This is a genomic window from Ruegeria sp. YTSA219 (assembly GCF_059609985.1).
Genome location: NZ_JBXWMT010000001.1, coordinates 577,614 through 598,931, shown reverse-complemented (window position 1 = coordinate 598,931; position 21,318 = coordinate 577,614). Strand labels below are relative to the sequence as shown.

At 56.7% G+C, this 21,318-nt stretch carries 20 protein-coding genes and 3 tRNA genes; 8 read left to right on the top strand and 15 right to left on the bottom strand.

The window, feature by feature from the left end; translation table 11 throughout:
• The 3 genes from AC2FFB_RS03040 to AC2FFB_RS03030 all read right to left on the bottom strand — a co-directional run bounded on the left by AC2FFB_RS03040 (position 1) and on the right by AC2FFB_RS03030 (position 1,262).
• Positions 1 to 57: transfer RNA gene (locus AC2FFB_RS03040), tRNA-Asn, on the bottom strand.
• Positions 58 to 192: 135 nt separating this feature from the next.
• Positions 193 to 267, bottom strand: a tRNA-Asn gene (locus tag AC2FFB_RS03035).
• 80 nt (positions 268 to 347) lie between these two features.
• Positions 348 to 1,262: an MBL fold metallo-hydrolase gene (locus tag AC2FFB_RS03030; RefSeq protein WP_142633579.1), complete on the bottom strand. Its 915-nt coding sequence runs from the start codon at positions 1,260 to 1,262 to the stop codon at positions 348 to 350.
• Between the two features lie 44 nt (positions 1,263 to 1,306).
• Here AC2FFB_RS03030 and AC2FFB_RS03025 point away from each other — a divergent pair, with 44 nt between their 5' ends.
• Complete coding sequence (locus AC2FFB_RS03025; RefSeq protein WP_142633580.1) at positions 1,307 to 2,626, top strand: ATP-binding protein; 1,320 nt, start codon at positions 1,307 to 1,309, stop codon at positions 2,624 to 2,626.
• 245 nt (positions 2,627 to 2,871) lie between these two features.
• Here AC2FFB_RS03025 and AC2FFB_RS03020 read toward each other — a convergent pair.
• Positions 2,872 to 2,948 (bottom strand) — tRNA-Ile (locus AC2FFB_RS03020).
• A gap of 107 nt (positions 2,949 to 3,055) precedes the next feature.
• Between AC2FFB_RS03020 and purM the strand changes: the two genes are divergently transcribed.
• The 3 genes from purM (at position 3,056) to rnd (ending at position 5,966) form a co-directional block, all read left to right on the top strand.
• Entirely contained in the window at positions 3,056 to 4,102 is a 1,047-nt protein-coding gene (purM, locus tag AC2FFB_RS03015) for a phosphoribosylformylglycinamidine cyclo-ligase (protein ID WP_496874477.1), read from the top strand.
• On the top strand, positions 4,099 to 4,695 hold the full coding sequence (gene purN / locus AC2FFB_RS03010; RefSeq protein WP_496710091.1) for a phosphoribosylglycinamide formyltransferase: 597 nt from the start codon (positions 4,099 to 4,101) through the stop codon (positions 4,693 to 4,695). The genes purM and purN overlap by 4 nt, the downstream gene beginning before the upstream one ends.
• Before the next feature lie 113 nt (positions 4,696 to 4,808).
• On the top strand, positions 4,809 to 5,966 hold the full coding sequence (rnd, locus tag AC2FFB_RS03005; protein ID WP_496874476.1) for a ribonuclease D: 1,158 nt from the start codon (positions 4,809 to 4,811) through the stop codon (positions 5,964 to 5,966).
• Positions 5,967 to 5,972: 6 nt separating this feature from the next.
• Here the strand turns inward: rnd and AC2FFB_RS03000 are convergent, their stop codons facing one another.
• Positions 5,973 to 6,497, bottom strand: coding sequence for a hypothetical protein (locus AC2FFB_RS03000; RefSeq protein ID WP_496714121.1), 525 nt, complete (start codon positions 6,495 to 6,497; stop codon positions 5,973 to 5,975).
• Between the two features lie 139 nt (positions 6,498 to 6,636).
• On the opposite strand from AC2FFB_RS03000, the gene AC2FFB_RS02995 reads away from it, so the two are divergent.
• Complete coding sequence (locus AC2FFB_RS02995) at positions 6,637 to 7,047, top strand: SufE family protein (protein ID WP_496688197.1); 411 nt, start codon at positions 6,637 to 6,639, stop codon at positions 7,045 to 7,047.
• Here AC2FFB_RS02995 and AC2FFB_RS02990 read toward each other — a convergent pair.
• Both AC2FFB_RS02990 and AC2FFB_RS02985 read right to left on the bottom strand, forming a co-directional pair.
• Positions 7,044 to 7,706 carry a DUF1638 domain-containing protein gene (locus AC2FFB_RS02990; protein WP_142633590.1) on the bottom strand — a complete coding sequence of 221 codons (663 nt, stop codon included), beginning with the start codon at positions 7,704 to 7,706 and terminating at the stop codon, positions 7,044 to 7,046. The genes AC2FFB_RS02995 and AC2FFB_RS02990 overlap by 4 nt on opposite strands.
• A 154-nt stretch (positions 7,707 to 7,860) precedes the next feature.
• On the bottom strand, positions 7,861 to 8,559 hold the full coding sequence (locus tag AC2FFB_RS02985) for a corrinoid protein (protein WP_271947279.1): 699 nt from the start codon (positions 8,557 to 8,559) through the stop codon (positions 7,861 to 7,863).
• Positions 8,560 to 8,839: 280 nt separating this feature from the next.
• On the opposite strand from AC2FFB_RS02985, the gene AC2FFB_RS02980 reads away from it, so the two are divergent.
• A complete protein-coding gene (locus AC2FFB_RS02980; protein ID WP_271947277.1) occupies positions 8,840 to 9,925 on the top strand; it encodes a PA0069 family radical SAM protein in 1,086 nt (361 codons plus the stop codon).
• A 53-nt stretch (positions 9,926 to 9,978) separates the two neighbouring features.
• Here the strand turns inward: AC2FFB_RS02980 and gltA are convergent, their stop codons facing one another.
• Both gltA and gltX read right to left on the bottom strand, forming a co-directional pair.
• Entirely contained in the window at positions 9,979 to 11,274 is a 1,296-nt protein-coding gene (gene gltA, locus AC2FFB_RS02975; RefSeq protein ID WP_142633596.1) for a citrate synthase, read from the bottom strand.
• A gap of 121 nt (positions 11,275 to 11,395) precedes the next feature.
• A complete protein-coding gene (gene gltX / locus AC2FFB_RS02970) occupies positions 11,396 to 12,796 on the bottom strand; it encodes a glutamate--tRNA ligase (RefSeq protein ID WP_496688195.1) in 1,401 nt (466 codons plus the stop codon).
• Positions 12,797 to 12,874: 78 nt separating this feature from the next.
• Here gltX and AC2FFB_RS02965 point away from each other — a divergent pair, with 78 nt between their 5' ends.
• Complete coding sequence (locus tag AC2FFB_RS02965) at positions 12,875 to 14,890, top strand: ComEC/Rec2 family competence protein (RefSeq protein ID WP_496688193.1); 2,016 nt, start codon at positions 12,875 to 12,877, stop codon at positions 14,888 to 14,890.
• A gap of 3 nt (positions 14,891 to 14,893) precedes the next feature.
• Here the strand turns inward: AC2FFB_RS02965 and lexA are convergent, their stop codons facing one another.
• The 6 genes from lexA to AC2FFB_RS02935 all read right to left on the bottom strand — a co-directional run bounded on the left by lexA (position 14,894) and on the right by AC2FFB_RS02935 (position 19,718).
• Entirely contained in the window at positions 14,894 to 15,592 is a 699-nt protein-coding gene (lexA, locus tag AC2FFB_RS02960) for a transcriptional repressor LexA (RefSeq protein WP_142633603.1), read from the bottom strand.
• 77 nt (positions 15,593 to 15,669) lie between these two features.
• Entirely contained in the window at positions 15,670 to 16,842 is a 1,173-nt protein-coding gene (locus tag AC2FFB_RS02955; RefSeq protein WP_281994568.1) for a molybdopterin molybdotransferase MoeA, read from the bottom strand.
• Complete coding sequence (gene moaC / locus AC2FFB_RS02950) at positions 16,839 to 17,312, bottom strand: cyclic pyranopterin monophosphate synthase MoaC (RefSeq protein WP_142633607.1); 474 nt, start codon at positions 17,310 to 17,312, stop codon at positions 16,839 to 16,841. Before moaC ends, AC2FFB_RS02955 begins: the two co-directional genes overlap by 4 nt.
• Positions 17,312 to 18,124, bottom strand: a complete 813-nt coding sequence (trpC, locus tag AC2FFB_RS02945) for an indole-3-glycerol phosphate synthase TrpC (RefSeq protein ID WP_496714124.1) — start codon at positions 18,122 to 18,124, stop codon at positions 17,312 to 17,314. The genes moaC and trpC overlap by 1 nt, the downstream gene beginning before the upstream one ends.
• On the bottom strand, positions 18,121 to 19,140 hold the full coding sequence (gene trpD / locus AC2FFB_RS02940; RefSeq protein WP_496693483.1) for an anthranilate phosphoribosyltransferase: 1,020 nt from the start codon (positions 19,138 to 19,140) through the stop codon (positions 18,121 to 18,123). Before trpD ends, trpC begins: the two co-directional genes overlap by 4 nt.
• A complete protein-coding gene (locus tag AC2FFB_RS02935; protein WP_142633613.1) occupies positions 19,137 to 19,718 on the bottom strand; it encodes an anthranilate synthase component II in 582 nt (193 codons plus the stop codon). Before AC2FFB_RS02935 ends, trpD begins: the two co-directional genes overlap by 4 nt.
• Before the next feature lie 193 nt (positions 19,719 to 19,911).
• On the opposite strand from AC2FFB_RS02935, the gene AC2FFB_RS02930 reads away from it, so the two are divergent.
• Positions 19,912 to 21,303, top strand: a complete 1,392-nt coding sequence (locus tag AC2FFB_RS02930) for a divergent polysaccharide deacetylase family protein (RefSeq protein ID WP_496688187.1) — start codon at positions 19,912 to 19,914, stop codon at positions 21,301 to 21,303.
• Positions 21,304 to 21,318 lie beyond the last annotated feature (15 nt).

Here is a 21,318-nt window from a genome sequence, read left to right as displayed (position 1 = left end):
GGTAGGGATCGAACCTACGACCAATTGATTAACAGTCAACTGCTCTACCGCTGAGCTACGCCGGAACGGTTCGCGCCGTATAGCAACCCGACTCTTCGGCGTCCAGAGGGGGGCGTGAGTTTTTTCGTCGAAAAAACATGCGCACAGCGAAGGCGGGCATCCATGATAATTTGCGGTGTGTTTTGGGGAAATTGGCTCCGGCGGTAGGGATCGAACCTACGACCAATTGATTAACAGTCAACTGCTCTACCGCTGAGCTACGCCGGAACGGTTCGCGCCATATAGCAACCCGAAATTTCGCCGTCCAGAGGGGAAGCGCGGTTTTGGAAAAAAATTTACCTCGGCATCTATGGGGTTCTGGCGAAGATCGCGCCGACGGATAACTTTGACTGCGGTGCAACCAGAAATCGGCACGTAAGATCAACGAGATGGGCGAATACATTCCGTTCGGCAGCGGGCAACAGGGCGGCGGGGGTTTCGGTATAGATTCGCTCGGCCAATTCCCGGGCGGTCCCTGGCCTGGTTTCCAAAGCATACAGAATCTGTTTTTCCCGGGCGCGCCGGTGGGTGATCAACCAATCGAGCCTTTTGGCAGGGTCGTTAATCGGTGCGCCATGCCCTGCGTGGAATACGGACCAGTTATGTTGCCCTAGCTTTTCGCAAGCCGCCATGAAATCGGTCAGATCACCATCAGGTGGTGACACCAGTGAACTGGCCCAACCCATCACATGATCGGCGGTAAAGCAGACATCCCCCCAACCCAGCGCGATATGGTTACCAAGATGACCGGGCGTATGGATCACATTCAACTGCCACCCTTCGGCGGCGATTACATCTCCATCTTCGACTTCGATATGCGGGCGGAACGCCGTGTCGATCCCTTCACCTCCGCCTGCGAGCCCCTGAGTAGCCAATTCGGCCATCACCTCACTGCGGCCTGCTTCGGGGCCTCCGAAAGCAATGATCTTTGCTTGCGTTCGTTCGGCCAGCGGTGCAGCAAGCGGAGAGTGGTCCAGATGAGAATGTGTGACAATGATGTGGCTGATCCGTTGTCCGGGTTTAACCGCGTTCAGGATTGCATCCAGATGATCCGCGTTGGCAGGGCCGGGGTCAATCACCGCAAGATCGGTTTGGCCAAGCAAGTATGTATTGGTGCCGCGATATGTCATCGGAGACGGGTTGGGGGCAAGAATCCGCCTCAGGCCCGGTTGTAATTCGTCATCTCGACCGGGCATTGGATTGAAATCGTCCGGTGCTTGCATTCTGCACTCTTTCTCTCGTCTGAACAGCCCGTTAGGTTTAACCCATGACGACGCAATGGCTCAAACTTTATATGCCGCGCAGCCTGTACGCTCGGGCGGCTTTGATTCTCATTTTGCCGGTGGTGGTGATGCTGCTGGTGATCAGTGTCGCCTTTTTGCAAAAGCACCTGGAAGATGTCACCGCGCAAATGACTCGTGCCGCATCGCGTGAGGTTACGCTGGTTACGGATGTGATAGAACATTCTGAAACGCAGCATCAGGCGGTGGCCGAACTTCGGCCCGATCTGGCCGCGCTTGATATGAAACTGCGGTTTCTCGGGATAAACGAAACGCCAGTCATCGGGAATCGCCGCTGGTATGATTTCATTGCACCTCAAGTCGAATCCGAGTTGCGCGCCCTGCTTCCCGATCTTGTAGCGGTCGCCTTGCCAAGCGGGCAGGAGGCTCGATTGTATCTGCAGACGGATTTGGGTGTATTGCAGCTAACTTTCGACCGTCGGCGATTGTCCCCAACCGCGCCGCATCAGTTGATTGTGACCGTCTTGTTCTTTGCGATCATCATGACAACCATTTCGTTTTTGTACATGCGCAACCAGCTACGACCGATCACCCGTCTGGCCGAGGCTGCACAGGCGTTCGGACGCGGGCGGGTTGTTCCTTATTCGCCAGGCGGCGCGATCGAGGTGCGGGCCGCTGGCAGTGCGTTTCTGGATATGCGCGCCCGGATTGAGCGTCAGATGGAGCAGCGCACCATGATGCTGTCCGGTGTCAGCCACGATTTGCGAACGCCTTTGACGCGTCTCAAGCTTGGGCTGTCTTTGTTACCCGAAGGTGAAGCAGCGCCATTGCAACAGGACGTGGATGAAATGCAGCTATTGCTGGACGCGTTTTTGGACTTTTCCAAAGGAGCGGCAGAAGTGGCGCCGGAATCCGTAGACCCTGAGAGGTTCCTTCGGCAGATCGTCAAGGATGCGTGCAGGGCAGGGCATAAGGTCGAATTGGTAAAGGTTGATGGCGCAGGAACCGCGATGTTGCGCCCGACGGCTATTCGTCGCGCGGTAGAGAATTTGATCGGGAATGCGGTCAGGTATGGAAATCGCGCTGAGATCAGCCTGTCGGTCTCTTCCAAATCGCTGCGTATCCGCGTTGAAGATGATGGTCCGGGTATTCCGCCCGAGCAGCGCACCGAAGCGGTCAAACCTTTCTCGCGATTGGATCCGGCGCGCAACCAGAATCGGGGCAGCGGTGTTGGTCTAGGGTTGGCCATTGTGGCAGATGTCGCCCGAGCCCATGGCGGCGTGCTTCGATTGGGCAAAAGCGAACATCTGGGCGGTCTGTGTGCCGATATTATCATCGGTCGCTAGAGCATCGTGCACCGGACCTCTGCTCTGCCAAATCTGGTGTGAGTTCATCTTGGATTGTCGGATGTTCAGTGACCGATAAACTGATTCAAGCGCCTGAAAAGTTACCGGGATATCCCGGGCGGGAATCGAAGATATGTCCTGAAACCGTGGGGCACTTGCCTCGCAACCTATTGTTAGGTCGTGGAGCATCTCTCTCTATTTTCGGGCCAATCGAGCGTTGTTTTTAAGGGGAAATTTGCGGATTTTGGTAGGCCCGGAGGGACTCGAACCCCCAACCAAAGCGTTATGAGCGCTCTGCTCTAACCAATTGAGCTACAGGCCCGCCTAGGCGCTTTGCCTATCATGGTGAACGCCCGCGTCAAGCCTGACCGTTGCAACATCTCCAACAATCGACTAACCCGCGCGGGAACCATTCAAAAGAGGTTGGCCATGACAGCAGGCAAAAACGGAATCACCTACGCGGATGCGGGCGTTGATATTGATGTGGGGAATGCTCTGGTCGACCGGATAAAACCTGCTGCAAAGCGGACCAACAGATCCGGTGTGATGAGCGGGCTGGGCGGGTTCGGCGCATTGTTCGACCTGAAGGATGCAGGTTATCGGGACCCGATTCTTGTCGGCGCCACCGACGGTGTTGGCACCAAGTTGCGGATCGCGATTGATACAGGCCTGGTCGATGGCGTCGGTATCGATCTTGTGGCCATGTGCGTCAACGATCTGATCTGTCAGGGGGCTGAGCCACTTTTCTTCCTCGACTATTTCGCCACAGGCAAACTGGATACCGAGACCGCCGCACGGATTATTGAGGGCATTGCCGAAGGCTGCGTTCAATCGGATTGCGCATTGATCGGTGGTGAAACTGCCGAGATGCCGGGCATGTATCCCGATGGTGATTTCGATTTGGCCGGGTTTTCGGTCGGTGCGATGGAGCGCGGCGCACACCTTCCTGCAGATGTTCAAAAGAGTGACGTGTTGCTTGGGCTGGCCTCAAACGGGGTGCATTCCAATGGCTATTCGCTAGTGCGCAAGCTGGTCGGGATCTCGGGCCTGGGTTGGGATGCGGCATCGCCCTTTGGGGATGGATCGCTGGGCGAGGCACTGCTGACCCCGACGCGCCTTTACGTGAAACCTGCGCTACAGGCGATCCGGACAGGCGGGGTGCATGCGCTCGCCCATATCACCGGCGGTGGCCTGACCGAAAACCTGCCACGGGTGCTGCCCGAAGGGCTGGGTGCCCAGATCGACTTGAACTCCTGGGATTTGCCACCCGTATTCCGCTGGATGGCAGAAACCGGCGGTATTGCTGAATCCGAGATGCTCAAGACTTTCAACTGTGGCATCGGCATGATCGTGGTTTGCGGCGCAGAGCAGGCCGACGACCTGTCGGCACTGCTGGCCCAAGCTGGTGAGACGGTTTCGCGGATTGGCACCGTGACCGACACCGCAGGAGTGGCCTATTCGGGCAAATTGCTGTGAGTCATAAGCGCGTCGCCATTCTGATCTCGGGCGGGGGGTCGAATATGGTCTCTCTGGTCGACAGCATGACCGGTGACCATCCGGCGCGGCCCTGTCTGGTCCTGTCGAACGATGCCGGGGCAGGCGGGCTGAAAAAGGCAGCTGATCGGGGAATTGCAACCGCAGCCGTTGATCACCGACCCTTCAAAGGCGACCGCGCGGCTTTCGAAGCCGAGCTGCTGAAACCGTTAGAGAAAGCACAACCGGACATCGTATGTTTGGCCGGGTTCATGCGGGTGCTGACCGGTGATTTCGTCTCGCGCTTTCAGGGTCGAATGCTGAACATCCACCCGTCACTGTTGCCAAAATACAAGGGTCTGAACACCCATGCCCGTGCGATTGCAGCAGGTGATATCGAGCATGGATGCTCGGTTCACGAAGTGACCGCAGCGCTGGACGATGGCCCAATCTTGGGGCAAGCCCGCCTGAATATTGAGGCCGGAGACACTCCTGAGACTTTGGCGGCGCGCGTTCTGACCTACGAACACAGGCTTTATCCGGCCGTATTGCGCCGCTTTGCCGGAAATGACCGCACGCCGGTGCTTTTGCCGTGAATCCCGCGGGGTGATTTACACGCGGTTGCCATTCGGCCTATGGTTCGCCCGACGGCCCGGAAACGTGTAGGACTGACGGGTGATTAAAAACAAAAGCAAGAATAGCACCACGAATGAAAACCCTCACGACGACGCAAGAGCTGGCCGATTTCTGCAAAGCGGCTGCGGCCTTTGACTACGTAACCGTAGATACCGAGTTCCTGCGCGAACGGACCTACTATTCCAAACTTTGCCTGCTTCAACTGGCGGTCCCGTCGCCCGACGAAGACAGCGCCGTTTTGGTCGACCCGTTGGCCGAAGGGATGACTCTGGAGCCTTTGTACGAGCTCTTCGCCGATGAAAGCGTGGTCAAAGTATTTCACGCAGCCCGTCAGGATCTTGAGATTTTCTGGGTTGAGGCGGGTGTGTTCCCCAACCCTCTGTTCGACACGCAGGTCGCTGCTATGGTCTGCGGATTTGGCGAGCAGGTTGGCTATGAAACCCTGGTGCGCAAGATTTGTAAGGAAGGCGTGGACAAGACCTCTCGATTTACCGACTGGTCACGCCGCCCACTGTCCGAGGCGCAAAAGACGTATGCCCTGGCAGATGTAACGCATCTGCGGAAAATCTATGAGTATCTGTCGGCCGAGTTGACGAAAACCAAGCGCAGCCATTGGGTCGCCGAAGAGCTGCGCACGCTGACGCAATCCGGCACCTATGAGATCCAGCCCGAAAATGCGTGGAAGCGTATCAAAACCCGGACGAACTCGGCCAAGTTTTTGGCTGTTGTTCGCGAGTTGGCCGAGTTCCGCGAAGCCTATGCGCAGGAAAACAACGTACCGCGCAGCCGGGTGTTCAAAGACGACGCTCTGATCGAACTGGCATCGACCAAGCCGAAATCTTTCTCAGATTTGGGTGGATCGCGCCTGCTGCTGCGCGAGGCCCGCAAAGGGGTCATTGCGGATGGGATTCTGGCCGCCGTCAAAAAGGGTGTTAATTGCCCACAAGAAAAATTGCCCAAGATTGATACCAGCCGTGACAAGTTGAAGGTAAATCCTGCGCTTGCCGACCTATTGCGGGTGCTGCTGAAATCAAAAACGGAAAGCTCGGGCGTGGCCGCCAAACTGATTGCTACCAGTTCCGAACTGGATCAGATCGCAGCCGGTGAACGGGAATTACCTGCAATGTCCGGTTGGCGGTTCGAGGTATTCGGCGAAGATGCCCTGAAACTGTGCGATGGCAAAATCGCCCTGGCAGCTAAAGGGCAGACCGTCACGGTCGTAGAGCTTTAGCAGGAATTATCTGCGGCGGGATTCCAGGGCATTTTGTTCCCCTTTGACGCGGACCAACCGAATGTTTGCAAGCTCGTCTCGGCTGATATTGATTGCATTGGATACTCTTCGGGACCGTTCGGTCCCCTGGCTTGTCGCATATGACGGGTAGTCGACACGGAACGTGAATTCGAGAATGCCGTTTTTTGCATTCTCTTCGTTTTCAACACGAACAAGCCGCGCATTATAGGCACCCTGCCTTGCAGCAATCCCAGTCGTGTAAACGATAGCTCCATTCGGAATTGGATCGATCCGCAATTCTTCGATCTTGGCGATCGGGAAGCTCTTATCCTCGGGTGGCTTCTTGGAAAACAGGCCAACACCATCGTCTGTCTGGGGAACCAGCGCATTTGCATCGTTCACCGAGACTTCAGAGGGTGCCGGAGTACTGGACCCAAACCAGTTTGTCGGGTTGACCCGAGAATCACGCCAAGCGCTGCAAGCCGACAGGGTCAAGGCAGCAGCCAAAAGAACAGACAGTGATTTCTTCATCGTCACAACACCCAGAGCAGTCTATATGGCAATGAGTTATCGCACTTTTCCGGGTTTGAAAAGCCACGTGGGGGGCTGGACAGATGCTGGTCAGGATCATAGTTCAAAAATGTGAACCCAATGAGAGGACAGCCCCGAGATGGCGACACCTGCTTTTGAAGAAATCGTCGAAGATTTCGAATTCCTGGAGGACTGGGAAGACCGGTACCGCCATGTCATCGAGCAGGGGAAAGCGATGGCGCCAATGGATGATGCGTTGAAGGTGCCTGCAACCAAAGTACATGGTTGCGCCAGCCAGGTCTGGCTGCATCCCAGTGTCGAGGGAGGGATCTTTCATTTTGACGGCGACAGTGATGCTCTGATCGTGCGGGGGCTGATTGCGGTTCTGCGATCCCTATATAACGGCCTGCCGGTTCAAGAAGTCCCGCAGGTTGACGCAGGAGGCGAACTGGCGCGGCTGGGGTTAAACGATCATCTTTCCGCGCAACGATCTAACGGTTTGAGGGCGATGATCGACCGTATCCGCGAGGTCGCGATAGAGGCCGCCTAAAGCGGGCGGCTAGCCCAGTCGCTCAACGTGGATTGCAGATCACCATAACCGGTAAAACGGCGCTCGAAAGCCAGGCCCATTCGGTCTGCGCACTCCTTGGCCCGTTCGGTCAGAACCGCATCATCAGTCTGTGCCTGATAAACCAGTTTCGTGTAGTTGCCGAAATACATTTCCCTAAGCTCGGGGTGGCGATCCAACCCCAGCGGCTTCCAGACGAAGGCATCGAATTGACGTGCCAGAAAATCTGTTAGGTAGAACGCTGTAGTTTCATCCTCGCCGCGATTTTCAAAGACCTGGTTCCCCTCGAAGAAAGAATAGCAGTGGGGCCCTTTAATCATCTCCACGCCCATCTCCTCGCAGGCTTTCTGCAACAGGCCACCGGTGCCGCAATCTGCGTAGACGACATAAACTTTATCGTATTGGTCGCGGTGTTTGGCAACGGCCTCTTCCACCGCCTGCGTGATCCGTTCCGGGTGGACGTGCAAGATGGCGGGCAGGCAGGTCAGTTCCATATGATCCCAGCCATTACGACGCTTTAGGTCCAGGATTTCCCGCGCCAGCGCACCGCAGGCCAATAACAGAATTCGCCCTGCGCCGTGATGGTCTGAATAGCCCTGCGTTGTCAGGCTGGCATCGTCGGGAAGTTGGTCCTGAGTCATTTCGCGCCTCTTTCTCGTTATCTAGAAAATCGGCTTATTCGGTGGCTGGCAAGCCCGTATTCGACACATAATGTCGGCTTCGGATCAGGGTAGGGTGAATAAATGAAAAAGGCCGCCCGAAAATCGGACGGCCCTGAATTGGTCTAGATGTCGATCAACCCGCCAGCTGATTGTGCTTGCGCGAGACAAAATCCTTTGCCGTCTCAACAGCTACGGCCGCGTCACGGCAATAGGCATCAGCACCGATCGCCTTGCCGAACTCTTCGTTCAGGGGCGCGCCGCCAACCAGAACGATATAGTCGTCGCGCCGACCCTGTTCGATCAGTGTGTCGATCACGACTTTCATATATGGCATGGTCGTCGTCAGCAGGGCCGACATGCCCAGAATATCGGGCTGTTCGGTATCAAGCGCTTCCAGATAGTTTTCGACGGGGTTGTTGATGCCGATATCAACAACCTCGAATCCGGCGCCTTCCATCATCATTGACACCAGGTTTTTGCCAATGTCGTGAATGTCGCCCTTAACAGTGCCGATCACCATTTTTCCAACGCGCGGTGCGCCGGTTTCTGCCAGCAGTGGCTTGAGGATAAACATGCCGCCCTTCATTGCGTTTGCGGCCAGCAAGACCTCGGGTACGAACAGAATGCCGTCACGGAAGTCGTGGCCCACAACCGTCATGCCGCCGACCAGTGCCTTGGTCAGGATGTCATAAGGTGTCCATCCGCGCTCCAGCAGGATGTTCACACCTTCTTCGATTTCTTCTTTCAGACCGTCGTAAAGGTCATCGAACATCTGTTCGACCAGTTCGTCGTCGTTCAGTTCGGACAGGACGATGTCTTCTTCATCGGACATGGGGCGTTTCCCTGAGCTGTTCGGGCCTTGCGCCCGTGGTGGCATTTTTTCCGTTTTGGCCATTTCGCCGTAATACTACTGTGACGATTGCGACCTTGGCAGTTCCGAGACCGACCTATAGGCCAAATTTGTCGTTATCTCGACGTCATTTTACACATGAACATCCTGCAATTCGTTCAAATGTACCAATTGTTCAGGGCCTGATTGGGGTTCTGATGATGCCTCAGCAAGGTAAATGTGCCGCTTGCTGGACCGGTCGATATTCCATATACCAAATGACATGAACAAAAGTAGAACAAACCTACCTTCGGCCATTCCCAAGGGGCGAGCAGCCACGGAAAATACGGCAGGCAGATTCGAACGGTTTGACACAATCCCCTGCGATGACGGCTGGGGGTATGATGACGATCTTCCTCCGTTGCGGACTGAAGTCAGGCACGAAACGGCACGCAGCATAATCACTTATAACCGCTCCCCCGACTTGCCATTTGATCGCTCGATTAACCCCTATCGGGGGTGTGAGCACGGCTGCATCTATTGCTTTGCGCGGCCCAGCCATGCCTATCTGGGTCTGTCGCCGGGGCTGGATTTTGAGACGCGCTTGATTGCCCGACCCAATGCGGCCGTGCTTCTTCGCAAAGAGCTTTCTGCGAAAGGTTACACTGTTGCGCCAATCGCGATTGGAACCAATACCGACCCTTATCAGCCAGTTGAAAAAAACCTCGGAATCACAAGGTCTTGTTTGTCGGTGCTTACTGAGTTTCGCCATCCGGTTGCGATTGTGACCAAGGGGGCACTGATCGAACGTGACCTCGATCTGCTCGCACAGATGGCGGAACAGGGTTTGGTTCGGGTCGGGATATCTCTGACCACGTTGGATGCGGATTTATCGCGCCGAATGGAGCCACGGGCACCCGCGCCAAATCGGCGCCTGAAAATCATTCGCAGGCTGACCGAAGCGGGGGTTCCGGTACGGGTCATGACCTCGCCTTCTATTCCCGGTTTGACAGATCATGAGATGGAAAGCCTGTTAGAGGCGGGCAGGGATGCCGGGGCGGATGCAGCAAGCTGGATTATGCTGCGGCTGCCGCGCGAAGTTTCGCAACTTTGGCAAACCTGGCTGCAAGAGCAAGAGCCAACGCGCGCCGAAAAAGTCATGTCCAAGCTTCGGCAAATGCACGGGGGCAGGGACTATGATCCGCGCTGGGGCCACCGAATGCGCGGTGAGGGCGAATATGCCGAGATGGTGGCTAAGCGGTTTTCACTGGCTGTAAAACGACTGGGCCTTGCAACGCGCACCCCGAAGCTGCGGTGCGATTTGTTCGATATCCCGCCCCAAGCCGGGGACCAGTTGACGCTGTTCTAACAAATCAGCCCCGGATTCTGGTCCGGGGCTGTTTGGTTTGTTGGGGATCGAAATCAGCGTTTTTCGATGTCCACGTAATCGCGACTGGTTTCGCCCAGATAGAGCTGGCGCGGGCGGCCGATTTTGTTCTGTGGATCTGCGATCATCTCTTTCCACTGACTGACCCAGCCAACGGTGCGCGACAGTGCGAAAATCGGGGTGAACATCGACGTCGGGAAACCCATCGCCTCGAGGATGATCCCTGAATAGAAGTCCACGTTCGGGAACAGTTTCTTTTCGGAGAAATACGGATCTTCCAGTGCCTGTTTTTCCAGCGCCTTGGCGACTTGCAGCTTGGGATTGTCCTCAATCCCCAGCAGATCCAACACTTCGTCGGCGGATTGCTTCATAACCTTGGCGCGCGGGTCAAAGTTCTTATAGACGCGGTGACCAAAGCCCATCAGGCGGAACGGATCAGCCTTGTCTTTGGCGCGGGCGATAAATTCCGGGATACGGTCAACCGTGCCAATTTCTTCCAGCATTTCAAGGCAGGCCTGGTTTGCGCCGCCATGGGCAGGGCCCCAAAGACACGCGATACCAGCGGCAATACACGCAAACGGGTTCGCCCCCGAGGACGAGGCCAAACGCACAGTCGAAGTCGAGGCATTCTGTTCGTGATCCGCGTGCAGAGTAAAGATGCGGTCCATCGCGCGGCTGAGGATTGGGTTCACCTCATATTCCTCGGCAGGGACGCTGAAGCACATGCGCAGGAAGTTTGACGCATAATCCAGATCGTTGCGCGGGTACACGAAAGGCTGACCGGTGTGATACTTGTAAGCCCAGGCAGCTATGGTCGGCATCTTGGCGATCAGACGATGGGATGCGACCTCACGTTGATGCGGGTCGGAAACATCGGTCGAATCGTGATAGAACGCAGACATCGCGCCCACGACACCAACCATGATCGCCATCGGATGCGCATCACGGCGGAAGCCACGATAGAAATATTGCATCTGTTCGTGCAGCATGGTGTGGCGGGTGATCGTGGTTTCAAACTTTTCCAGTTCCTTGGCCGCCGGCAGCTCTCCATAAAGCAACAGGTAGCACACTTCGAGGAAATGCGATTTCTCGGCCAACTGGTCGATCGGATAGCCACGGTGCAGCAGTTCACCTTTTTCGCCGTCGATATAGGTGATGGTGCTGTCGCAGCTGGCGGTCGATGTGAAGCCGGGGTCATAGGTGAACACATCCGCTTCGCTGTACAGCTTGCGGATGTCGATGACATCAGGTCCCACGGTAGGCGAATGAACCGGCAACTCGTATGTTTTACCATGTACGGTCAAAGTGGCTGATTTATTGCTGTCGGTCATAATGTCCCTTCCTCATTCATACGTGAAACGGATCGTCGTCCGTTTCGGCGGGCAACGGTTGCGCACAGGGGCGCAGCCCGGGTGTTAGCGGAGCAGCGTTACCCAAATGTGAAACCTTTGGTTATGTCGCTGCGTCGGAGAGCCGTGCCAGGGTTTCATCCCGCCCAAGCACAAGCATCATATCAAAAACCGAAGGCGTTACAGCCCGACCAGCCAATGCAGCGCGCAACGGCCCTGCCAGCTTGCCAAACTTTAGCCCTTTCGCTTCTGCAAACGAGTTCAGGGCACTCTCCAGTTCGTTCCGGGTCCAGCTAGCATTTTGCACGTGCGGCGTCAATTCACTCAGTATACCGTCGGATACAGAGGACAGCGCCTTTGCAGCCTTCTCATCAGGTTTAATCGGGCGTGACGTCAGCACAAAATGCGCTTTTTCAAGGAGTTCCGGGAATGTGCGTGCCCGATCCTTGAGGCAATACATCGCACGTTCCAGATCACCTGATTGTGCATTGGTGAGAGCGGGCAGTCCCGCCGCCGCCAAGTATCCCTGAATTTCCTGCCGCAACGCGGCATCGCCAGTGATTGGAATATGCTGACCACATAGATTCTCGAGCTTTTTCAGATCGAACCGTGCAGGGCTTTTACCGATTCCAGCCAGATCGAACCACTCTTTCGCCTGCTCATCTGTAAAGAATTCGTCATCCCCATGGCTCCAGCCGAGACGGGCTAGATAGTTGCGCATACCCGCGGCCGGGTACCCCATCGCCTGATATTCTTGGGCACCCAAAGCTCCGTGACGTTTGGATAGTTTCTTGCCGTCCGGACCATGAATCAACGGAATATGTGCCCAGACCGGAACATCCCAACCCATGGCTTCATAGATCATCATCTGGCGTGCGGCATTGTTCAGGTGATCGTCGCCCCGGATAACATGGGTCACACCCATGTCGTGATCATCCACAACAACCGCCAGCATATAAACCGGTGTTCCGTCCGAGCGCAGCAGGATCATGTCGTCCAACTGATCGTTGCGGATTGTCACGTCGCCCTGAACCTGATCGCGGATCACGGTGACCCCGTCCCGCGGTGCCTTTATGCGGATCGCATATGGGGCGTCAGGTTGGGTCGAAGGGTCAGCGTCGCGCCAGGGGCTCTGGAACAGCGTCGATTTTCCCTCTGCACGCGCCTGTTCGCGAAAGGCTGTGATTTCGTCCTGGGTCGAAAAACATTTGTAGGCTTTGCCGTCCGCCAGCAGCTGATGTGCCACTTCAGCATGACGCGGGGCGCCTTCGAATTGGCTGATCACATCGCCATCATGGTCCAGGCCCAACCAGGACATCCCCTGAAGAATTGCTGCAGTTGCCTCTGGCGTTGAGCGTTCGCGGTCCGTGTCCTCAATCCGCAACAAAAACTTGCCACCACGTCCCCGAGCAAAGAGCCAGTTGAACAATGCAGTGCGCGCGCCGCCGATGTGAAGAAAACCAGTGGGTGAAGGTGCAAAACGGGTGACGACCTGATCGGACATAGTGTGGATTAACCTTTTGGTAACCGTGTCGGGCTTAACTTGGCGCCTGTCTAACGAGCCCGAAGGACGGGGGCAACCATGCGTGTTCTGGCACGGGTCGAGACCGCATTACTGAACCAGACAGGCTATTTGTTTCAGTGGTCACCAGTGTGCTTGGCCATTGGCATCGGCCTGTATTTCGCGCTCCGGTTCGAGCCGGGGTGGCAGATTTACGTTTGTTTCAGCGCGGTGATTGTTGCAGCTATGGGGATGGCCCGCAAATCGCGGTCTGGCTGGGCTTCGTTGGCAATCGGGGGGGCGCTGATCGCTGCCGGGTTTATCCTGGCCGGCGCACGTGCCCATACGGTGGCAGAGCCGGTTCTGTCTTGGCGGTACTATGGCCCGGTCGAGGGACGTGTTGTCGCCATTGACCGCTCTGCGTCGGATGCGCTGCGGGTAACGCTCGATCGGGTGCGGTTAGGGGACGTGCCTTTGGATCGACGCCCGCGGCGCGTCCGACTTTCCCTGCATGGTGGGGATGTCGCACTGGTTCCCGGGCAAAGGATCATGACAACAGGTCATCTGTCGCCGCCTCAGGGGCCGGTAGAGCCCGGCGGTTTCGATTTCCGTCGCCACGCATGGTTTCAACGTTTAGGGGCGGTCGGGTACACGCGCGTACCGGTGTTGTCGGTTGCCCCGCCGGACAGGACCAATCTCCGCATCACGGCGTGGAGGATGGCGATCTCTGAGTATGTGCGCGCATTGCTGCCTGGAGAGGTCGGAGGTTTCGCCGCGGCTGTCACGACGGGTGATCGCAGCGGAATGGGGCAGGAAACGCTGAACAATCTACGGGCATCTAATCTGGCTCATCTGTTGGCGATATCCGGATTGCATATGGGGTTGCTGACAGGTTTCATTTATCTGATCTGCAGGGTCACGCTGTCTGCTGTCCCGGTGCTCGCTCTTAGACTTCCGGTCCGCAAGTTTGCAGCGGTTTGCGCCTTGGTCGCGGCGGTTGTTTATCTATTGCTGTCTGGCGGGAATGTCGCAACAGAGCGGGCCTTTATCATGGTCAGCGTAATGCTGGGGGCCATTTTGATCGACAGAAGGTCAATTTCGCTACGCGCGGTGGCCGTCGCTGCCCTTATCGTGCTGTCGTTGCGACCAGAATCTCTGTTAAGCCCGGGTTTTCAGATGTCTTTTGCTGCAACAACGGCACTTGTGGCCGTTTTCGGAGCCTTACGCGGTTTCGGTTCTGCTTTCGGGCCGAAATGGCTACGGCCCATTATCGGGGTATTGATGTCATCTGCCATAGCGGGGCTTGCCACCGCACCGATTGGGGCCGCGCATTTCAATTCACTGTCTCACTATGGGCTGGTTGCGAATATGCTGTCGGTCCCGGTGATGGGAACCGTCGTGGTTCCTGCGGCCGTTATTGCCGCAATCCTGGCGCCATTCGGGCTTGAGTGGATTGGGCTGGCGGTCATGGGGGCAGGGTTGGAATGGATTCTGGCGGTTTCAGACTGGATCTCGGGACTGGAAGGTGCGCAAGGATATGTGGTCAGTCCACCGTCCTACGTCTTGCCCATATTTGCATTGGGCGCGCTGTGGATCGCCTTGTGGCGCGGTGGGGCAAGGTGGGTCGGCGTCGCACCTTGCATGGTGGCGATTGCGCTTTGGGGGCAGGGTAACCGTCCGGAAGTTTTGGTCGCAGCTTCCGGTGGGTTGGTTGGTGTGATGACTGATCAGGGGCGCGCGCTGAGCAAGGAAAAGGGCAGCAAATTTATTGCAACCGTATGGCTTGAAAACGACGGAGACGGCGCGAGCCAGAAAACTGCCGCAAATCGCTGGCCCGATGGGAAAGATCTGTCGCAAAGATATTTCTGGCAGGGCAAAGAGCTGATTCACCTCACCGGCAAACGATCTGCGCGCGAATTCAGCGAATGTGGAGATGACCAAATCGTCATCTCTGCTGTTCCGGTCCAGCTGTCCGGCACCTGTATGGTGATTGATCCCGAGTTGCTGACCAAGACAGGAAGTATTGCACTGTCTAGCGGAAACGTAATGACCAGTGCCGAAGTCATAGGCAAAAGGCTGTGGTCGCCAGACAGCTAAAGATCAATAGCTTCGGATCAGCCCAACCAAACGGCCCTGAACCTTGACCTTATCTTCGGGCAGTACACGCGTTTCATAGGCCGGGTTGGCAGCCTCAAGCGCTATCGCCTGACCTCTCCGAAAGAACCGTTTGAGCGTTGCTTCCTGATCTTCGACCAGAGCGACAACGATATCGCCATTATCAGCCGCGGAGGTTTCGCGGATGACGACCACATCCCCGTCGTTGATGCCTGCGTCAATCATCGAATCGCCGCGTACTTCAAGTGCGTAGTGCTCGCCTCTGCCGGAAACCATGCTTCCGGGGACGGCAACGCGGTGCGAGACATGGCTGATCGCCTCGATCGGAACACCTGCTGCGATGCGTCCCATGACCGGCAATTCCATTGCGTCAACGGTCACTGGTTCGAAATTCGCGGGGCGTCTGCCTTCGGGTTTGTCACCTTCGATAACACGGGGCTTGAAAGCGACTGTAGGCTCTCCTCCCAGGCTTTCAGGAAGTTTGACGATTTCGATGGCCCGGGCACGATGGGCCAGACGACGGATAAAGCCGCGTTCTTCAAGCGCTGTGATCAACCGATGGATGCCGGATTTGGACCGCAGGTCCAGCGCAGCTTTCATTTCATCGAAACTTGGGGGGACGCCATCCGCCTGAACTCGTTTATGGATGAACTCCAACAAATCCAACTGCTTCTTGGTCAGCATTGCTCACACCTCGTCGCTCATACGTTTTCTTTTGTTCTACGCATGTTCACGTTTTGTGTCAATGGTTTTGCGCGGTCTCAGATCGGAAGGAACATCACTTCGTCACCGGCCAGGCGCGCCGGATCATTCGGTTGCCGAACCAAGAGCGCGTTTGCTTCGGCGAGGACGCTGAGCAGCGAGCTGTCCTGGTTTTGGCAGGCTTTTATCCCGTCCGCGGTCACGATGGCACGCATGTAATGCTCTCGTGGCCCATTCGCGGGGATAGCCTCGGTTAAATTGGCGCTTTGAAGCGGGGTCAGAACCTGTTCCAGGCCCAGCATCTTACGGATCATCGGGGCAAGAAACAGATAGCTGCAAACCATTGCGCTGACCGGATTACCCGGAAGTCCAACCATCACGCTATCGCCCAAGCGACCAGCCATCAGCGGTTTGCCGGGGCGCATGCGGATTTTGTAAAAACTCCGCTCCAACCCCAGTGCGGTGGAGACCTGAGAGACAAGATCATAATCCCCAACCGAGGCACCGCCGATCGTAACCACCAAATCAACGTCGGCTGCTAGAGCAAAGGCGGTCTCAAGGGACGAAACCGTGTCAGAGGCGATAGGCAGAACCCGAACATGCGCTCCAACATTCTCTAACAACGCTTTAATACCAAAGGTGTTTGAGGCGATTATCTGATCCGGTCCCGGTGTTTCGCCGGGCATGATCAATTCATCCCCGGTTGCGATCAGCGCGACCACGGGTTTACGTGCAACCGGCACCATGGGGATATTCATCGCCGCCAAAAGCGCCAGATCCTCGGGGCGCAAACGACGTGGAGCCGTAATCTTGGCGCCAATTTCGAAATCGACGCCTTTTGGACGAATGTTGGATTTAGGGCCCGGCAGATCAGAAATGGTGATTAGGTCACCTCGGCGATCAACATCCTCTTGAATGACAACAAAATCTGCACCTTCAGGAATAGGGGCGCCAGTGAAGATCCGAACCGCCTGTCCGGGTCCAACCTGACCGTCAAATCGCCGACCGGCCGCAGCCTCGCCAATGACTTTGAACATGGCGTGCGGCTCTACCTCGGTCGATTTTACCGCGTAGCCATCCATCGAAGACGAAGCGAATGGCGGCTGATCTCGTGTGGCTGCTACATCCTCGGCCAGTACTCTACCCGCCGCATCCATCAAGGGAGCCGTCTCTGAGGGGAGGGTGTTTACAAGATCGAATAACTGCGCCCGGGCGCTTTCAACGGTTATCATTTCGCCTCGTAACGGCCTGATTTACCACCATCTTTTAGCAAAACGCGAATGCCGCCAATTTCCATTGCCTTATCGACGGCTTTGGCCATGTCGTATATGGTCAGTGCGGCGGTTGAGGCCGCTGTCAGCGCCTCCATTTCCACGCCGGTTTGACCAGATGTCTTGACGGTTGCCTGTACCTGTATGCCGGGTAATTCTGGGTCCAGTGTCAGGTCTACGGTAACTTTAGTCACTGGCAGTGGGTGACATAGCGGGATCAGATCGGGTGTCTTCTTTGCCCCCATGATACCGGCCAGACGTGCAACCCCCAAGACGTCACCTTTTTTGGCGCGACCTTCTGCGATCAAGTCGAACGTATCTTGTGCCATCGTGATATGAGCCGCTGCGACGGCGACACGATCCGTGATGGGCTTGTTCGACACATCGACCATATGAGCCTGTCCCTGGGCATCAAAGTGAGTCAGCGGCATCACATCACACCCGGGCTGAGCGGACGCGACAGCAGATCGTGTGTCGCTTCTGCGACGTCATCCTGACGCATCAGGCTCTCGCCAATTAGAAAACAACGCGCACCGAAACGGGCGATATCGGCCAAGTCTGCTGGAGTGCTCAACCCGCTTTCGCAAACGATGGTCCGGTCAGCAGGAACTAGTTTTGACAGGCGGCGTGTCGTATCAAGAGTGGTCTCGAAGGTCTTGAGATTACGGTTGTTAATCCCAATCAACGGGCTTTTGAGCTGCGTTGCACGTTCCAGCTCGGCTTCATCATGAACTTCAATCAGAACGTCCATGCCCCAGTCAAAGGCGGTCTGTTCCAACTCAGACGCCTGACTGTCATCAACCGATGCCATGATGATCAGAATACAATCCGCCCCAAGAGCGCGGGCTTCGGCCACCTGATAGGGATCGTACATGAAATCTTTGCGTAGAACCGGCAAAGAACAGGCTGCGCGTGCCTGAACCAGAAACTCTTTGGCACCCTGAAAGCTGGGCGTGTCGGTCAACACGGAAAGGCAGGCAGCGCCGCCTTCTTCGTAAGCCTGTGCAAGTGCTGGTGGATCAAAGTCAGCGCGGATCAGACCTTTGGAGGGGCTGGCTTTTTTGACTTCTGCAATCAGCCCGTACCCAGTACGTACAGCAATTTGCAAGGCTGATGCGAATCCGCGTGGTTCAGAGGCTGATCTTGCTTCGTTTTCAACAGCTTCCAGAGACTTATTGGCCTTGTCCGAAGCGACTTCTTCGAGCTTGTAAGCTTTGATTTTGTCCAGAACCGTTTCGGTCATGCGGCCTCCTGTGTAATGCGGGCCAGGGCCGCGATCTTGTCTTTGGCTTTTCCGCTGTCGATACTTTCAGCGGCTTTTGCGACACCTTCGCGCAGATCAGCAGCGGCCTCTGCGACGACCAGGGCCGCTGCGGCATTCAACAATACCGCATCGCGATAGGCAGAGGCCTCACCGTCTAGAAGAGCTCGGAAGGCTACTGCGTTTTCTTCGGGGGTTCCGCCGAGAATGTCCTCGAAGGGATGTACCGGCAGCCCTGCATCTTCGGGGTGAAGCTCGACCTCTTTGATTGCGCCGTCTTCGAGGGCCGCAATCCAACTGATACCCGTGATGGTCAATTCGTCTGTGCCGTCCGATCCGTGCACCAGCCATGCGCGTTCGGACCCAAGCAGGCCCAACGTTTCGGCCATCGGGCGGATCAACTCTCGGCTAAAGGCTCCGGTCAACTGCCGCTTGACGCCTGCCGGATTGGTCAGCGGACCGAGAATGTTAAAGATCGTCCGTGTCCCAAGCTCTTGCCGGGTGGGCATGACATGCGCAATCGCCGGGTGATGCATAGGGGCCATCATGAATCCGATGCCGACATCTTGCAGTGCATTTTCAACGGTTTGCGGGCCGACCATAACGTTGATACCCAGCTGACCTAGCGCATCTGCGGCTCCGGATTTAGAACTCAGGTTCCGGTTGCCGTGTTTGGCCACGGTGACACCGGCACCTGCAACCACAAAGGCGGTCGCTGTCGAGATATTCAGCGTTCCCTTGCCGTCACCGCCGGTGCCCACAATATCTATCGCGCCAGCTGGTGCCTGAACTGCATTGCATTTTGCACGCATCACGGCAGCGGCGGCGGCATATTCATCGACGGTCTCACCGCGTGTGCGCATGGCCATCAAAAGTCCGCCGATTTGGCTGGGTGTTGCGGCGCCGTCAAACAGGATCCCAAAGGCTTCTTCCGCTTCGGCGCGTGTCAGGGGGCGGTCGGCGGCAACTCCGATCAGCGGTTTCAGGGCGTCGCTCATGCGGGAACTTTCATCTCGGACAGGAAATTCTTGAGCAACGCGTGGCCGTGCTCAGAAGCGATGGATTCCGGGTGGAACTGTACGCCATGAATGGGCAGTTCGCGGTGCTGGAGGCCCATTATGGTGCCATCTTCCAATTCCGCCGTAATCTCCAGGCAATCGGGCAGGGTATCGCGATCCACAATCAGCGAATGATAGCGCGTCGCCTCAAACGGCGTGGGCAGGCCCGCGAACACACCTTTACCGGTGTGGTGCATTGTTCCCATTTTTCCATGCACAATCTCATGGCAACGCGTGACTTTCCCACCGAAAACCTGACCTATGGTCTGATGGCCAAGGCAGACACCCAACAAAGGCGTCCGTGTTTCGGCGGCTGCCTCGGTCAGGGCAAGGCAAATGCCTGCCCGGTCAGGGTCGCAAGGGCCAGGGCTGAGCAGGATGCCAGCGGGGTTCATGGCCATCGCTTCTTGCACGTCCAGCGCGTCATTCCTTCGAATGACCATTTCCGAGCCAAGTTCGCCTAAATAATGTACGAGGTTGTAGGTAAATGAGTCGTAGTTGTCGATCAGCAGCAGCATTTGGCTCTTGTCTCGTGTTGGGCATTTCGGGCTGGCGATGCAACCCAAGGCCACGGTATAGTGTTGGCACATACATGCTCAGGCTTGTGGGGCAGCGTCAAGGGTGCATCCCGAACTTGGCGGTCCTGCAGGCAGGTGCCACAACAGATGGTGCAAGGGCAAGGCAGCAGGACTAAGGCGAGAGGCAAATATTATGGGCGGATTTGTCGGCGGAATGATCGCAGGCGCAGTTGTCGTTGTGGTGCTGGGGGCAGTCTTATCGCTCAACGCGCCGCTGTCGAAAAAGCCGTCCATAGCGACAGTCGCACCAGAACCTGCACCGGTGCAGACGTCGGAGAGCTCCGAGGTTGTCGCTGAGGCGGGTGCAGATGCCGATCTGCTCAAACTCCCTGCGCAGACGCCCGAGAATGAAGTCGAAGAAGAGGATTCTCTGGCCGGTTTATCCGAAGCTGAGAACGCCCCGGACAGCCAGCCGGTAGTGAATGACGTAAGCGTTCCGGTCGAAGCGCCGACGCCCAGCGAGGCGGATTCCGTAAGCATCTCGAGTGAGGCCCCGGTCGTTCCGCGAATGCCTGTCCCCGTTCAGCCTGCGCCGCTTGCCGACCTCAGCCCAGATGCCGCAGAAGATGCCCCTGAGCCACCGGCTGATCAGGTTGCTCTTGCCGAGCCCTTGCCCGAAGTCTCGCCTTCGGAATCAATCGAGCTGGAGGTGAATCCGGAGGATAGCCCAATCGCAGTGGAAGGGGACGAGGACACGCTGCCCAGTCAGCCGCTACCGCGTATCGCCTCGGTTCCGCAGATCGGCGCAGAGGACAACTCGTCGGGAAATACCACAATCGGGCGTCGTGTAGTGCCTTTGACTGAACGAGATGATGAAGCAGCCCAAGATCCGCAGGAAGAGGTTCCTGTAGGTAAACCGATCGAGGCCTTCGCAGAGAAGTTTGACAATCCGGATTCCAAACCCCTCATGTCGATCATTCTGATTGACGATGAAGGTGCATATGGCGCCGAAGCGCTTCAGGATTTCCCATATCCGCTTACGTTTGCGGTGCGCCCATCAGACCCCGATGCAGCTGAGAAAATGGCTCGACATCGGGCGGCCGGGTTCGAAGTGATGGTCACTGCTGACCTGCCCAAGGCGGCCAGCGCACAGGATGCTGAGGTATCGCTTTCGGTGTGGCTAGAAGCGTTGCCCGAGACTGTAGGAATTCTTGAAGGTGATGGATCCGGCATCCAGGGTAACCGGAAACTGGCGGATCAGGTCGCCGCCATCGCCGGTGGAACGGGTCGAGGACTGATCACTCAGGATAACGGGCTCAACACGGTTCAGAAGCTGGCCTCCCGTAATGGAATTCCGTCTGCGGTAATTTTCAGAGATATCGACGGCGCGCGGCAGGATGCAAAAATCATGCGACGTTTCCTGGACCAGGCTGCGTTCCGGGCCGGGCAGGAAGGCACTGTTGTCATGTTGGGCCGGTTGCGCCCGGATACCATATCGGCCTTGCTGCTTTGGGGTCTGGAAGACCGCGGAGGCCGCGTTGCAATGGCGCCTATTTCGGCGGTGATGATGCAAGGGGCAAAATAGGCCCGGTCGCTTCCT